15 protein-coding genes are annotated in these 13,284 nt (G+C 74.2%); 10 read left to right on the top strand and 5 right to left on the bottom strand.

What is annotated here, in order from left to right:
• Positions 1-403 precede the first annotated feature (403 nt).
• A complete protein-coding gene (locus ACIG87_RS30665) occupies positions 404-1,822 on the bottom strand; it encodes a hypothetical protein (RefSeq protein ID WP_396855101.1) in 1,419 nt (472 codons plus the stop codon).
• A gap of 145 nt (positions 1,823-1,967) precedes the next feature.
• Between ACIG87_RS30665 and ndhC the strand changes: the two genes are divergently transcribed.
• Positions 1,968-2,345, top strand: a complete 378-nt coding sequence (gene ndhC, locus ACIG87_RS30660; RefSeq protein ID WP_396855100.1) for an NADH-quinone oxidoreductase subunit A — start codon at positions 1,968-1,970, stop codon at positions 2,343-2,345.
• A 7-nt stretch (positions 2,346-2,352) separates the two neighbouring features.
• Here the strand turns inward: ndhC and folP are convergent, their stop codons facing one another.
• Positions 2,353-3,222 (bottom strand): dihydropteroate synthase, encoded by an 870-nt coding sequence (gene folP, locus ACIG87_RS30655; protein ID WP_396855099.1) that lies wholly within the window; start codon positions 3,220-3,222, stop codon positions 2,353-2,355.
• A 155-nt stretch (positions 3,223-3,377) separates the two neighbouring features.
• Here folP and ACIG87_RS30650 point away from each other — a divergent pair, with 155 nt between their 5' ends.
• The 5 genes from ACIG87_RS30650 (at position 3,378) to ACIG87_RS30630 (ending at position 6,658) form a co-directional block, all read left to right on the top strand.
• Positions 3,378-4,034 (top strand): DivIVA domain-containing protein, encoded by a 657-nt coding sequence (locus ACIG87_RS30650; protein WP_396855098.1) that lies wholly within the window; start codon positions 3,378-3,380, stop codon positions 4,032-4,034.
• On the top strand, positions 4,031-4,552 hold the full coding sequence (locus ACIG87_RS30645) for an SRPBCC family protein (RefSeq protein ID WP_396855097.1): 522 nt from the start codon (positions 4,031-4,033) through the stop codon (positions 4,550-4,552). The genes ACIG87_RS30650 and ACIG87_RS30645 overlap by 4 nt, the downstream gene beginning before the upstream one ends.
• A gap of 109 nt (positions 4,553-4,661) precedes the next feature.
• A complete protein-coding gene (locus ACIG87_RS30640) occupies positions 4,662-5,258 on the top strand; it encodes a DNA-3-methyladenine glycosylase I (protein ID WP_396855096.1) in 597 nt (198 codons plus the stop codon).
• A complete protein-coding gene (locus tag ACIG87_RS30635) occupies positions 5,255-5,839 on the top strand; it encodes a hypothetical protein (protein WP_396855095.1) in 585 nt (194 codons plus the stop codon). Before ACIG87_RS30640 ends, ACIG87_RS30635 begins: the two co-directional genes overlap by 4 nt.
• 66 nt (positions 5,840-5,905) lie before the next feature.
• A complete protein-coding gene (locus ACIG87_RS30630) occupies positions 5,906-6,658 on the top strand; it encodes an SDR family NAD(P)-dependent oxidoreductase (RefSeq protein WP_396855094.1) in 753 nt (250 codons plus the stop codon).
• 68 nt (positions 6,659-6,726) lie between these two features.
• Here the strand turns inward: ACIG87_RS30630 and ACIG87_RS30625 are convergent, their stop codons facing one another.
• Together ACIG87_RS30625 and ACIG87_RS30620 are read right to left on the bottom strand one after the other, a co-directional pair.
• Entirely contained in the window at positions 6,727-7,518 is a 792-nt protein-coding gene (locus ACIG87_RS30625) for an enoyl-CoA hydratase-related protein (protein ID WP_396855093.1), read from the bottom strand.
• A 4-nt stretch (positions 7,519-7,522) separates the two neighbouring features.
• The gene (locus ACIG87_RS30620; RefSeq protein ID WP_396855092.1) at positions 7,523-8,341 is read right to left on the bottom strand and encodes a PaaX family transcriptional regulator C-terminal domain-containing protein; all 819 of its coding nucleotides are present in this window, start codon (positions 8,339-8,341) and stop codon (positions 7,523-7,525) included.
• 191 nt (positions 8,342-8,532) lie between these two features.
• Here ACIG87_RS30620 and ACIG87_RS30615 point away from each other — a divergent pair, with 191 nt between their 5' ends.
• Entirely contained in the window at positions 8,533-8,700 is a 168-nt protein-coding gene (locus ACIG87_RS30615; protein WP_007455245.1) for a DUF3117 domain-containing protein, read from the top strand.
• Between the two features lie 140 nt (positions 8,701-8,840).
• Complete coding sequence (locus ACIG87_RS30610) at positions 8,841-10,310, top strand: leucyl aminopeptidase family protein (protein WP_396855091.1); 1,470 nt, start codon at positions 8,841-8,843, stop codon at positions 10,308-10,310.
• 69 nt (positions 10,311-10,379) lie between these two features.
• On the opposite strand, the gene ACIG87_RS30605 is transcribed toward ACIG87_RS30610, so the two are convergent.
• Positions 10,380-10,988 (bottom strand): O-methyltransferase, encoded by a 609-nt coding sequence (locus ACIG87_RS30605; RefSeq protein ID WP_396855090.1) that lies wholly within the window; start codon positions 10,986-10,988, stop codon positions 10,380-10,382.
• A gap of 289 nt (positions 10,989-11,277) precedes the next feature.
• Between ACIG87_RS30605 and ACIG87_RS30600 the strand changes: the two genes are divergently transcribed.
• Positions 11,278-12,606 carry a S1C family serine protease gene (locus ACIG87_RS30600; protein WP_396855108.1) on the top strand — a complete coding sequence of 443 codons (1,329 nt, stop codon included), beginning with the start codon at positions 11,278-11,280 and terminating at the stop codon, positions 12,604-12,606.
• Between the two features lie 73 nt (positions 12,607-12,679).
• Positions 12,680-13,111 (top strand): preprotein translocase subunit TatB, encoded by a 432-nt coding sequence (locus tag ACIG87_RS30595; protein WP_396855089.1) that lies wholly within the window; start codon positions 12,680-12,682, stop codon positions 13,109-13,111.
• The last annotated feature ends 173 nt before the right edge of the window (positions 13,112-13,284 follow it).

Genomic DNA, 13,284 nt, shown 5'->3' with positions numbered 1-13,284 from the left:
GCCGTCTCCGAGGTGAACCTGTCCCCCGTCAACTGCATCCCATCACCCGAGTCACCCGCAAACCGGATCACCACCCGGTCCAACTGACGGATCTGCTTGGTCACGCCTGCACCTCGCTTCGCTCGGCCCCGCCGCGCGCGCGGCTGCACATGATGGTGACCTCGCCTTGCCCGGCCACACGACCTCCCTGATGCGCCGCTGCACCGGTCCGCCCGTGGGGGGGTGGATGGCCCGGCCCGCTGTCGTCTCTGACCTCCGAGCCTACGTCCCGGTCTTAGGGCATCCTTGGTGGAGGTCCGACACCTGGGAACCGGGCCGGTGGCATATGCCCGATTGTATGGCGATCTGCGATGCCCGCCGTAATTGAGATCACCGCCCGCCCCGGCCGGCCCGTTGCGCCCGGTCAGTCCGGTCGGTCCGTCATCGCCGGGTCCGCTGCCGGCCCGGTCGTCCGTTGCCGCAGCGAGCTGGTGGCCAGCGCGAGCGCCAGCACCACCAGCAGGACGGAGACCACGATCAGCACGAGCGCGGTCCGCTGGGCGGAGGACATCCCGCCGACGTCGACGGCCCCGGCCCCCGCCGCGATCAACCCCTGTGACCCGGTCGGCGCGGGACTGCCCACCGGCGGGGTGGCCAGCGCGGCGGCGGCGGTGATCCGGAAGCTCATCTGGACCTGACGGGCCGGTCCGCTCTCCGGGTCCAGCCAGCCGATCAACGCGCCGGCCAGCGGCGCCTCGCGCTGGGCGTCCGGGGTGGCGGCGACCGTGAACCGGAGCGTCTCCGTCCGCCCCGCCGGCACGACGTCCAGGTCGCAGCGGGTACGTGTCGGCGACACCGGCGCGCAACCGGCCGGCGGGTTCCACACGCTGACCCCGGCGGGCAGCACCACCTCGACCCGCCCGGCGGCGTCCACCCTGCCGGTGTTGCCCAGCCGGGCCGCCAGCGCGGCGGGTCCGCCGCTGATGTCGAAGACCACCTCGTCGGCGTCCAGCAGTATCCCGGGCACCGGGGGACCGGGTGGGAAGAGGACCGCGAAGCCCTCGTTGTCCTGCGCGGTGTCGCCGGCGTCCGGCCCGGTCGCGGTGACCCGTACCGCGCCGCTCAGGGGCATCTGCCGCCAGGCGACGCCGCTGACCCGTACCCGGATCAGGCTGCTGAACCGGTCGCCCGGCGCGGTGGTCCACTCGCCGCAGCGCCAACCGTCGTCGCCGGCCGCCAGGCAACCCGGTGTCCCGGCGTCGGTGAGCCCGGCCGGCAGCGTGTACGCCAGCCGCAGCCGCTCCGGCACGACGCCGGTGTTGGTGACGGTGACCCGCAGGGCGGTGACCGTGCTCCCGGTGCTCCAGTACCGGTCGTCGAGCGTGATGTCCCCGGTGGTGACCTGGACCCCGACCCGGTCACCGCCCGGCTGGTCGGGGTTCGGCCCGGGTGGCGGCGCGGGCCTGCCGGGCAGGGACGGCTTCGGGGTCGGGGCGGCGGTCGGGGCGGTGGTGACCGTCGGCGCGGGGGCGGTCGGCTCCGGCGTCGTGCCGGTCGGCTCGGGCGCGGGGGTGGTCGGCTCCGGGTCCGGCGGCAGCGTCGGCGGCGCGGTGGTCGGGGCCGGCTCGGTCGCCGTCGGCTCGACCGGGGGCGTCGTCTCGTCCGTCGGGTCGCCACCGGGGACGGGCACGTCGGTCGCCCCGACGAGCGCCCAGGTCACGGTGGGTGCCGCCGTCGCCAGGCCCGGCGTCGCCCCGAGCGCGACCGCCAGCGCCGCCACGATCAGCGCGGGGGTACGCCGGGCGACGGACCGCCGAACGGTACGCGCCTGCACGCGGGGCATCTGACCTCCGTGGCACTGGGTGAGCGTTCATTATTCGGTAACAGTTGCCCGGTGGTACTAGTACCGGTGGGAAACGAATCAGTAACGTGTCCGGGTGCTCGCCGCTCCGTCCGGGCCGCCCCGACGCCCGGTAGGCTGATCCACCGTGACCGGTTACCTGGGCTCGTACGCGACGCTCGGGCTGTTGCTGCTCGCTGCCGTCCTCTTCTTCGTCACGGCGTTCTCCGCCAACCGGGTGTTACGTCCCGGCCGGCCTGCCGACCCGGCCGGCAAGCGGGCCAGCTACGAGTGCGGCCTCGACCCGGTCGGCGGCGACTGGGCGCAGATGCAGATCCGCTACTACGTGTACGCGTACCTCTACGTGCTCTTCGCCGTCGAGGCGGTCTTCCTCTTCCCCTGGGCGATGGTCTTCGACCGGCCCGGTTTCGGCGCGGTGACCGTCGCCGAGATGGGCGTCTTCGTGGCCGTGGTCGCGCTCGGCATCCTCTACGCCTGGCGCAAGCGCATCCTGCACTGGACCTGAGCGGCGGTCAGGCCAGACCGCGCCGGGTGGCCGCGGGCGGCCGGTCGCCCCGGATCGAGGCCACCATGTCGAGCACCCGCCGGGTGGGCAGCACCTGATGGGCACGGAACACCCGGGCGCCGAGCCAGGCCGACACCGCCGTCGCCGCCAGCGTGCCCTCCAGCCGTTCCGGCACCGGCAGGTCCAGCGTCTCGCCGATGAAGTCCTTGTTCGACAACGCCACCAGCAGCGGCCAGCCCGTGCCCGACAGCTCGGCCAACCGGCGGGTGATCTCCAACGAGTGCCGGGTGTTCTTGCCGAAGTCGTGCGCCGGGTCGATCAGGATGCCGTCGGGGCGTACCCCCAGGGCCACCGCGCGCTCGGCGAGCCCGGTCACCGTCGTGACCACGTCGGCGACCACGTCGGTGAAGGCCGCCCGGTGCGGCCGGGTCCGGGGCGCCAGACCGCCGGCGTGTGAGCAGACCAGCCCGACGCCGGTCTCGGCGGCCACCCGGGCGAGCGCCGGATCGGCCCCCGACCAGGTGTCGTTGAGCAGGTCCGCGCCGGCCGCCACCGCCTCGACCGCCACCTCGGCCCGCCAGGTGTCGATCGAGATGACCACGTCGGGGAACGCGGCCCGGACGGCGGCGATGGTGTCCACCGTCCGGCGGATCTCCTCGGCAACGTCGACCTCGTCGCCCGGCCCGGCCTTCACCCCACCGATGTCGATGATCTCCGCGCCCTCGGTGACCGCCCGCTCCACCGCGCGCAGCGCGCTGTCCTGGGCGAAGGTGGCGCCCCGGTCGAAGAACGAGTCCGGCGTCCGGTTGACGATCGCCATCACCACCGGCTCGCCCGGGGCGAACGTCCGCCCCCCGAGCCGCAGCGCCCCGGCCAATTCCGCCTCCCGCAGTTCACCGGCCGGACGACCCGGCCGATGCCGACGCTATCCGGTCGCCCACCCCGCCCCGGGGCCGGTACGGTCCAGAAGATCGGTGACGATGATGGTGGTTGGGCTCGCTCCGGAGGGTGTCCCCGTGCCACGATCTCCTCATGGGTAAGACTCTGCTCATTCTGGTCGTCGCATTGACCGTGGCGGCGGTCGTGTTCGGCGTGACGGTGCTGATCTCGGGTCGGGACGGGCTCGCGCCCACCGAGCCCGACGACGGGGCCGTCCCGTTGCCCGGCGGCCGTCCCCTGCGTGAGTCGGACGTCGGCGTGCTCCGCTTCGACACCGCCCTGCGCGGCTACCGGATGGCGCAGGTCGACCAGGCGATGCGCCGGGCCGCCTACGACATCGGGTACAAGACCGAGCTGATCGGGGTGCTGGAGGCCGAGATCGCCGCGCTGCGCGAGGGCCGTACCGCCGATGCCGACGTGCTGCGCCGTACCCGGGAGGAGGCCGCCGGCAGCCCGCCCGACGACTCCCCGGCGACGCCCGCTGCCGACGCGCCCGCCGCGGCCCCCGCTGCGGAGGGCCCGACCGTCGAGGTCGGGTCGGCGGAGCCGGTGACCGCCCCGGTGGCCCGGACCGTCCGTTCGGCGGCAGCCGAGCCGGCCGCGAAGCCGGCCGGGTCCACCGACGCCACCACCGGTTCCGCCACGCCGGCCACTGCCCCGGCCGACGACCGCTCCGAGGCGGAGGGGACGGATGCGGACCGGGCCGAGGACCGCCCCGGCGGTGCGGTGGTCCGGTCGGAGTCGGTGTGACCGGACCCGACCCGGCCGGCGGAGGGCTGGCCGACGAGGCGGCCCAGCCCGGTGCCGGCGAGTTCACCGCCACCGTGATCGTCGACGCCCCCGCCGAGCGGGTCTTCGCCGCGCTGACCGACTGGGAGGGGCAGTCCGACTGGATTCCGCTGACCCGGGTGCGGGTGGTCGAGGGCGACGGCGGGGAGGGCAGCCTCGTCGAGGCGATCACCGCGCTCGGCCCGGCGGCGCTGCGCGACGAGATGCGGGTGGTCCGGGTCGACGCCCCGTACGAGGTGGGCGTGGTGCACTGCGGCAAGCTGCTGCGCGGCCCCGGCGTGCTGCGCTGCACCCCGCTGGCCGACGACCGCACGCAGGTGGTCTGGCACGAGTGGTTCCACCTGCCCGGCGGCTCGGCCGGGCGGGTCGCCTGGCCGCTGCTCTGGCCGGGTTCCAAGGCCAGCCTGACGCTGGCCCTGAAGCGTTTCGCCCGCCTGGTCGAGGCCGGCCGGCTACCCCGCCCACCCGCCCGCCGCTGAGCTGGCCCGATGGCCCGGCCCGGCCCCGATCCGGCCCGGCCATCCACCGGTGCGGCCCCGGTCGACCTGTCGGCGGACGGTGTCGGGCCCCTGGCCTAGCGTGTACCGGGTGACTGACCTGGTGACCGGCCCCGACGGCCTGCCCCGCTGTGCCTGGGGGACGAGCACCCCCGACTACGCGATCTACCACGACAGCGAGTGGGGCCGTCCGCTGCGCGGCGACGACGCCCTCTACGAACGGCTCACCCTGGAGGCGTTCCAGTCCGGGCTGTCCTGGCTGACCATCCTGCGCAAGCGCCCCGCGTTCCGGCTCGCCTTCGACGACTTCCGGCTCGACCGGGTCGCCGGCTACGACGACGCGGACCTGACCCGACTGCTCGCCGACGCGGGGATCGTCCGCAACCGCGCCAAGATCGAGGCGGCGATCGCCAACGCCCGCGCCGCGTTGGCCCTACCCGGCGGGCTCTCCGCGCTGCTCTGGTCGTACGCGCCGCCGCCGCGGCCGGCGCGGATCCGGTCGTTCGCCGAGGTGCCGGCGTCGACCCCGGAATCCACCGCGCTGGCCAAGGCGCTCAAGAAGCAGGGTTTCCGCTTCGTCGGCCCCACTACCGCGTACGCGCTGATGCAGGCCACCGGAATGGTCGACGACCATCTCGCGGGCTGCCACGTCGCCACCGCCGGGGCCCGTGATGGGATGGGGTCATGACCGTGACCGACCACCGCAGCACCGGCCCGACCGACGTCGACGGCGGGCGGGGCGACGGCGCGTGGGCGGTGCTGCTCCCGGCCGGGCGGCACGACGCCGAACGCCTCGTCCACCACGACACCCTGGAGCTGGCCGTCCCGGCCGGTGCGCCCGCCCCACCCCCCGGTGACCCGGTGGCGGTGCTGGCGGACGACCCGCCCCGCCTGGTGGCGCTGGGCCGGGTCGCCCGCCACGACGGGGAGGCGCTGCTGGTCACGTACACCCGGCGGTCGTTCGACGCGCCGGTGCCGGTCGGGCCGCTGGCGGTCGCCGGGCCGGTCACCGCGCTCGACCCGGGCACCTACCGCGAGCTGGTCGACCGGCTCGGCCCGCCGCCGCTGCGCCGTACCTGGCTGGTCAGCCTCGACCTGCCGATCGAGGCCGAGTCGCGGGCCGAGGCGGTCCGGCTCTTCTGGTCGTACGTGCAGGAGCTGGGTCCGGCCGAGCTGCCCGCGTTCGTCTCCCCCAGCGGCGACGAGCTGGCCATGCAGGCGTTCGTGCTGGGCGCCGAGGCCAACCAGGACCCGGAGGAGGACGACTAGCCGCCCGTCGACCGGGTATGGGCGCTTGGACGCCGGCAGTCGGTCGGCCGGGCGGGGGGAGAGCCGATGCGGTTCCGGGACAAGGTCGCGTTCGTCACCGGTGGCGCCTCCGGGCTCGGCGAGGCCACCGCCCGGCGGTTCGCCGCCGAGGGGGCCCGGCTGGTGATCGCCGACATCAACGCCGAGGGGGCCCGGCAGGTCGCCGCCGACCTGCCCGACGCCCTCTCGGTCACCGTCGACACCGGCGACGCCGCCTCGGTGGAGCAGGGCGTCGCGGACGCGGTGCAGCGCTACGGCCGGATCGACGTCATCTTCAACAACGCCGGCATCGACGGCCGGCAGCAGCCCCTGCACGAGATGGACGTGGAGAACTGGCAGAAGGTCCGGCGGATCAACGGCGACGGTGTCTTCCACGTGCTCAGGTACGGCATCGAGGCGATGCTGCGCGGTGGCGGGGGCGCGATCGTCAACACCTCGTCCACCACCGGCCTGGCGGCCCAGGAGAACATCTCCCCGTACACCTTCACCAAGGCCGGCATCGTCGGGCTGACCCGGTCGGCGGCGGTGGAGTACGCGGCCCGCAACGTCCGGGTCAACGCGGTCGCCCCCACGGTGGTGATGACCCCGCTGGTGCAGAACTTCATCGACAGCGCGCCCGACCCGGCGGAGATGCGGGCCCGGATGGAGTCGTTCAACCCGAAACCCGGCATCCCCACCCCGGACGACGTGGCCGGGGTGGTGCTCTTCCTCTGCTCCGACGACGCCACCTGGATCACCGGCCACACCATCCCCATCGACGGCGGCTACGTGGCCCGCTGAGGCCGGTCGGTGTTCCGCCGAGGTTCCGGGCCGCGACCAGCACCGCGCGGCCGGCGCGGGCCCACCGTTCAGTGCCCCTGGAAGACCGGCTTCTGCTTGTTGACGAAGGCGGTGGTGGCGGCCCGGTGGTCGGCGGTGGCCCCGCAGATCGACTGGGCCTGCGCCTCGGCGGCGAGGGCGTCGGCGAGGGTGCCCGCGTCGGCGATGGAGAGCTGCCGCTTGATCGCCCCGTACGCGACGGTCGGGCCGGCGGCGAGCCGGGCGGCCAGTTCGTGCGCGGCGGGCAGCACCTGCTCGTCGTCGTCGACCAGCCGGGTGAGCAGGCCCAGCCGGGACGCCTCGTCGGCACCGACCGGCTCGGCGAGCATCAGCAGCTCGACGGCCTTGGCATGGCCGACCAGCCGGGGCAGCGTCCAGGACGCCCCGGTGTCGGCGGCCAGGCCCACCCCGGCGAACGCCATCAGGAACTTCGTCCGCGGCCCGCCGATGCGGAAGTCGGCCAGGAAGGCCAGCGACGCGCCCGCTCCGGCGGCCATCCCACGGACCGCGGCGACCACCGGCTTGGGCAGGTTGGCCAGCCGGGCGGCGATCGGGTTGTAGTGCGCCCGGACGGTGTCCAACGGATCCCTGCCCGCCGACTCCAGGACCTGTACGTGTTCGCGCAGATCCTGGCCGGCGCTGAACGCACCGCCCGCCCCGGCCAGCACCACCGCCCGGCAGGACCGGTCGGTCTCCAGCTCGGCCAGGGCGTCCCGGAGGGCCTCCTTGAGCGCCACGTCGAGCGAGTTCATCGCGGTGGGGCGGTTCAGGGTCAGGGTGACCACGGCCTCGGTGCGGTCGACGAGCAGCGGCTCGGTCACGTCGCTAACGACCCTTCTGTCGGGGGACCCGGTTGCCGGCGTCGAGGCACTGCTCGACGTACCGGTCGGCGGCCGGCCGGAGCCGGGCGGCGTGCCGGTCGAAGAAACTGGCGGCGGCGGTGCCGGGCCAGCGCTCGGGGAGCAGTGCCGGGGGGAGCTGCGGGTCCTGGAAGAGGAAGGTACGCCACGCGTGCACCAGCCGGAACCGGGCCGCGTACGCCTCCTCGTCGCCGCTGCGCACGGTCACCCCGGCGAGCTGCGCGCGCTGCTCGGCGACGAACCTTTCGTACGCGTGCCCGATCTCGTTGAGGTCCCAGGCCCGGCGGACCACGCCCATCGCGCCGGGGGTGCCGGCGGCGTGCGCGGCGGTGAACCGCTCGTAGCGCACCCCGGCCTCCTCCAGCAGCACGTCGACGTCCTCGCTGGCCCGGGTGGCCACCCAGGTGTGCTCGTCGAGGGTGCCGTAGCCGAGGAAGCTGAGGTTGGCGGCGAGCCGCTGCCGGTCCCGGCGGGCCGTCGGGGTCGACAGGACCAGTAGGTCGAACCGCCCGTCCCAGGTGATCCGTCCGGTGCGGTAGATCCGGGCGGCGGCCTCGTCGAGTCGTCGGACCGCCTTCGGCGTGATCGAATACCCGGGGCCGGAGGCGAGCCGCAGCGGTTCGAGCCAGCCCTGGCGGACCATCCGGGACACGGCGGTCCGGACGGCCGGGGGAGCGACACCGAGTGGGGCCAGCAACTTCACCAGGGCGGCAACCGGTGCGCGCCCACCCCTCGTGCGGAGATGGTCGCCGTAGAGGTCGAAGAGTGCCGACCGTGCCTGCATGACCGCACATTGTGACAGGCCTTCTCAAGATAAGCTAGATGCTGTTACATCAATGCTGCTCCGGTTTGGGTCCGGCGGTGTTCATCAGGGAAAATCGTGGTCGACGCCCCCGCGTACCTCGCGGGTGGTCGGCACGAAGTGGCTGTGGGGCAATACACCGACCCTGATGTATAGGTCTGAGGGGAGACAACATGGCGGCGATGAAGCCGCGGACGGGCGACGGTCCGCTGGAAGTCACCAAGGAGGGTCGGGGCATCGTCATGCGGGTCCCGCTGGAGGGCGGTGGCCGGCTCGTCGTCGAGATGACTCCCGACGAGGCCAACGCGCTCGGTGACGCGCTGAAGGCGGCTGCCGGCTGATCGGCCGACACTCCGCGCGCGCCGCGCGGACGGTCCCGTGTCCCTGAGTCACCGGCGACGCCGGTGACTCAGGGACTTCGTCTGTCACACGCGGGTCATCGAGGTCCCGCACCACGAACTTCCCGGAGGTACGGTCCAGCGTGCTCGCCATCAGTCTCGCCGTCGCCGCCGACCGGTCGGACGTCCTCGTCCTGCCCGTCCGCGCCGCCACCGACCCGGACGCCACCGTGCCGGCACTGGTCGCCACCGCACCACCGCCCACCGACGAGGTGCGGACCGAGGCGGAGGCGCTGCTGCCGGCCACCCGGCTGACCGGCCGGGCCGGCGAGACCCTGACCCAGCTGCGCCCAGGTCGCGCCCCGGCCCGGTTGTTGCTGCTCGGCGTGGGCGACGGCGGGGAGCGGGCCTGGCGGACGGCCGGTGCCGCCCTGGCCCGTGCCGCCGTAGATGAGACACATGTCACGTTGGCCCTGCCCGTCGACATGACGGCCGGGGCCGTCCGGGCCCTCGTCGAGGGGCTGCTGCTCGCCTCGTACCGGTTCCGGGTGGCCGAAGGGGGGCCGGCACCCGCGCTGACCGGGGTGACCCTGCTGGCCGCCGCGCCGGACGCCCTCGCCGACGCGGTCGAGGCGGCCCGGACCACCGCCCGAATGACCCGGCTCGCCCGTGACCTGACCAACACCCCTTCGTCGGTCAAGAACCCGCAGTGGTTCGCCGCGCAGGTCGAGTCGGCCGCCGCCGGCCAGCCCGACCTGCACCTGCGGGTACGCGGGCCGCAGGAGCTGGCGGCCGAGGGCTTCGGCGGGATCCTCGCCGTCGGTGGCGGTTCGGCCAGCACCCCTCGCCTGGTCGAGCTGGACTGGCACCCCGCCGACGCCCGGCTGCACGTCGTCCTGGTCGGCAAGGGGATCACCTTCGACACCGGCGGCATCTCGATCAAGCCGGTGCCGGCGATGAAACTGATGCGCAAGGACATGGCCGGTGCGGCGGCGGTCGTCGCGGCCACCCTCGGCGCGGCGGCGCTGCGGCTGCCCGTCCGGGTCACCGCGCTGGCCCCGCTGGCCGAGAACATGGTCAGCGGCGCGGCGTTCCGCCCCGGTGACATCATCCGGCACTACGACGGCACCACCAGCGAGAGCACCAACTCCGACGCGGAGGGCCGGCTGGTGCTCGCCGACGCGCTCGGCTACGCGGTCCGCGAACTCCGCCCCGACCTGCTCGTCGACCTGGCCACCCTGACCGGCGCCAACGCGGTGGCGCTGGGCAAGCGGACCGGTGCCCTCTACAGCGAGAACGACGAACTGGCCGCCGCCGTGCTGGCCGCCGTGGACGACGCCGGCGAGGCGGCCTGGCGGATGCCGTTGCCCGCCGACTACCTCGAACACCTCGGCAGCGACCTGGCCGATCGGCACAGCTCACCGGACCGGGGGGCCGGCTCGGTGATCGCCGCGCTCTACCTGCGCGAGTTCACCGGCGAGCTGCGGGACCGCTGGCTGCACATCGACATGTCCGCGCCGTCCTGGGCCGACGGCGACGACGCGGAGCTGACCAGGGGCGCGACCGGCTGGGGCGTCCGGGGCCTGCTGCGCTGGCTGGCGACCCTCGGCTGACCCGCAGGCCGTCCCGGCTGACCGGCCGGTCGGACTCGTGCGCGCAGCGCGTTCCGGTGGGTCAGCCGGTCAGCACTTCACCGCCGCCAGCAGGCCGTGGCCGACCGGGAGCAGGGCCGGAATCCACTGCTCGGCCTCCCGGATCGCCTTGACCGTCTCCCGCATGGTCACCGTCTCGGCGTCCCGGGCGGCCGGGTCGCCGATCCGACCGCCGGCGAAGCCGCCGTTGAGGGCGAGCACCCCGCCGGGGCGCAGCAGCCGCAGGGCGGCATCGACGTACGCGGCGGAGCCGGTCGCCTCGCCGTCCACGAAGATCAGGTCGTACGCGCCGTCGGCGAGCCGGGGCAGCACGTCCAGCGCCCGGCCGGTGATGATCCGGGTACGGCCAGGCGGGAAACCGGCCTCGACGAAGATCCGTCGGGCGATCCGCTGGTGCTCGATCTCCACGTCGATGGTGGTGAGCACCCCGTCGGCGCGCATCCCGCGCAGCAGCCACACCCCGCTGACCCCGGTGCCGGTGCCGATCTCCACCACCGCACGGGCGTTGCCGGCGGCGGCGAGCAGGCGCAGCGCCGCCCCGGCTCCGGGGGTGACCGCGTCGAGGCCGACCTCACGGGCGAGGCTGCGGGCGGTCCGCAGCACGATGTCCTCGCCGACGTACGACTCGGCGAACTGCAACGACTGCGCCGTCGGGCTGCCGGAACTGGCGACCGTGGCGATGGGACACCTCCGGGCGGGTGGCGATGGTGCGACGGGCGGGTGGGCGGTATGAGCCTAGAGGCGAGGCTTCTTCGGCGCAGCCGCGCGTCCGCCCGTGGCGTGATCGCGACCGGGCGGGAGTGCACCCGTGGCGATCACGGGAGGGGAAGAGCTGACTCCGTCCGGCGCATCCGTGCAATCCTGGATGGGGTGCCCCCTGCGCCGTGACCGCCACCCCCGGTCGTGGCCCGGGGCGCCGGGGGACGGACTGGGAGGCACCGACGTGACCGACGGCTGGGACTGGCGAGCGCCCGGCGGAACTCCGGCGTCGCCGCCGGCCGGTCCGCCGCAGACGGGGCCGACGACGTCGTACGGCGGCCACGGCGGACCGGCGTCGCCATGGTGGTCCGACGCGCTCGCCGACCCCTGGCGGGATCCGTACGCCCCGGCGGCGGTGATCCTGCCGAGCGCGCCCACCGGGGCGGCGCCGGAACCGGTCACCGACCCGGATGCGCCCGGCCGGCCGAAACTGCGTCAGCTGCTGGTCGTCCCACTGATCGTGGCGTTGCTCGCCGGCACCCTGGGCGGTGCCCTCGGGTACGCCTTCGCGGTGCGTGGCGGGGCCGGCGGCGGGGTCACCCTGGGGGCCGGTCCCGCCGAGGGGCCGGCGCTGGCACAGCGTCGCCCCGACTCGCTGGCCGGGGTCGCCGAACGGGTCCTGCCCAGCGTGGTGACCATCCGGGTGGCCAGCCTGGGCGGCACCAGCGAGGGGTCCGGGTTCATCGTCAGCACCGACGGTTACGTGGTCACCAACGACCACGTGGTCGCCGACGGCACCGGCAGGGCATCGGTGACCTTCAACGACGGCAGCAGCGCCACGGCGACGGTGGTCGGCCAGGACCCGGAGTCGGACATCGCGGTGATCAAGGTGGACCGCAAGGGGCTGCGGCCGATCGAGTTCGGCGACTCCGAGGCGCTCGCGGTGGGCGATCCGGTGCTGGCCATCGGCTCGCCGCTGTCCCTGGCGAACACGGTCACCGCCGGCATCATCAGCGCGTTGGACCGCACCATGCAGGCGGGGGAGCCGGGTGGGCCGGTCCGCTACTACGCCGCCATCCAGACCGACGCGGCGGTCAACCACGGCAACTCGGGCGGCCCGCTGGTCGACGCGGCCGGCCGGGTGATCGGGGTGAACTCGACGATCAAGTCGCTGGTGGCGGAGGGGCAGGAGGCGGGGAACATCGGGCTCGCCTTCGCCATCCCGATCAACCAGGCGAAGCGGATCACCCAGGACATCATCGGCACCGGCAAGGCCCGGCGTACCGTGATCGGGGCCCAGGTCGCCGGGACCGGGACCGCCACCCGGGCCGGTGCCGGCGTCCGCCTGGCGGCCGTGGAGCCGGCCGGTCCGGCGGCCGGGGCGGGCCTGAAGACCGGGGACGTCGTCCTCAAGCTCAACGGGCGGCCGATGAACGAGCCGACGGACCTGATCGCCCTGGTCCGCAAGTTCGCCCCGGGGGCGGTGGTGACGGTGGAGTACCGGCGGGGCACGACCCGGCAGAACGCCTCGGTGACGCTCGCCGCGGACGCCAAGTGAGGACCGTTTACCCCCTCCCGAACCGGGGTCTGACGTGCGTAGGCTTGGTCCGACGCGACGAGGAGGCCCAGCGGTGCTCGACAACCTGAACTGGTGGGAGATCGGCGTGCTGCTGCTCCTGGCGCTGCTGATCTTCGGGGACCGGTTGCCCAACGTCATCACCGATGGCCTGCGGATGGTGCGCAACCTGCGCGACATGGCCCGCAACGCGACCGGTGACCTGAGCCGTGAGCTGGGCACCGACATCCAGTTGGAGGATCTGCACCCGAAGGCGTTCATCCGCAAGCACCTCCTCAGCGAGGAGGACGAGCAGGCGATCCGCAAGCCCCTCCAGGGCGTCTACGACAACCTGCGGGCGGACGTCACCGGTGTGCACGAGGAGCTCAAGGACGTCGCCAACAGCGTCGACCCCCGGGCCGCCGTCCGGCAGCGCACCGCGACGGACACCGCTCCTGCTCCCGCTTCCGCGCCGGCTCCCCGCCCGAGCTACGACGACGCCACCTGACGCGCCCGGCCCTGCGGCCCTGCCACGATCCACTCACCTGAGGGCCATTGGTGGTATCCCCTGATCGGGATACCACCGCATCGGCTCACGCGAGTGGATCACCACCTCGGACGTCGACGCCGGGCCATCGACGCGCGGTTGCGCCTGCGCTTCGGTGGGTGGGCCGGGTCAGG

This window comes from Micromonospora sp. NPDC051925, from assembly GCF_044548625.1.
Lineage (GTDB): Bacteria > Actinomycetota > Actinomycetes > Mycobacteriales > Micromonosporaceae > Micromonospora.
This window is presented reverse-complemented; position numbering and strand designations above follow the sequence as displayed.

Coding starts and splice junctions, on each gene's coding strand:
- ACIG87_RS30665 (WP_396855101.1), bottom strand. CDS start 1,822: ATGCCCCGCGTGCAGGCGCGTACCGTTCGGCGGTCCGTCGCCCGGCGT.
- ACIG87_RS30650 (WP_396855098.1), top strand. CDS start 3,378: ATGGGTAAGACTCTGCTCATTCTGGTCGTCGCATTGACCGTGGCGGCG.
- ACIG87_RS30635 (WP_396855095.1), top strand. CDS start 5,255: ATGACCGTGACCGACCACCGCAGCACCGGCCCGACCGACGTCGACGGC.
- ACIG87_RS30630 (WP_396855094.1), top strand. CDS start 5,906: ATGCGGTTCCGGGACAAGGTCGCGTTCGTCACCGGTGGCGCCTCCGGG.
- ACIG87_RS30620 (WP_396855092.1), bottom strand. CDS start 8,341: ATGCAGGCACGGTCGGCACTCTTCGACCTCTACGGCGACCATCTCCGC.
- ACIG87_RS30615 (WP_007455245.1), top strand. CDS start 8,533: ATGGCGGCGATGAAGCCGCGGACGGGCGACGGTCCGCTGGAAGTCACC.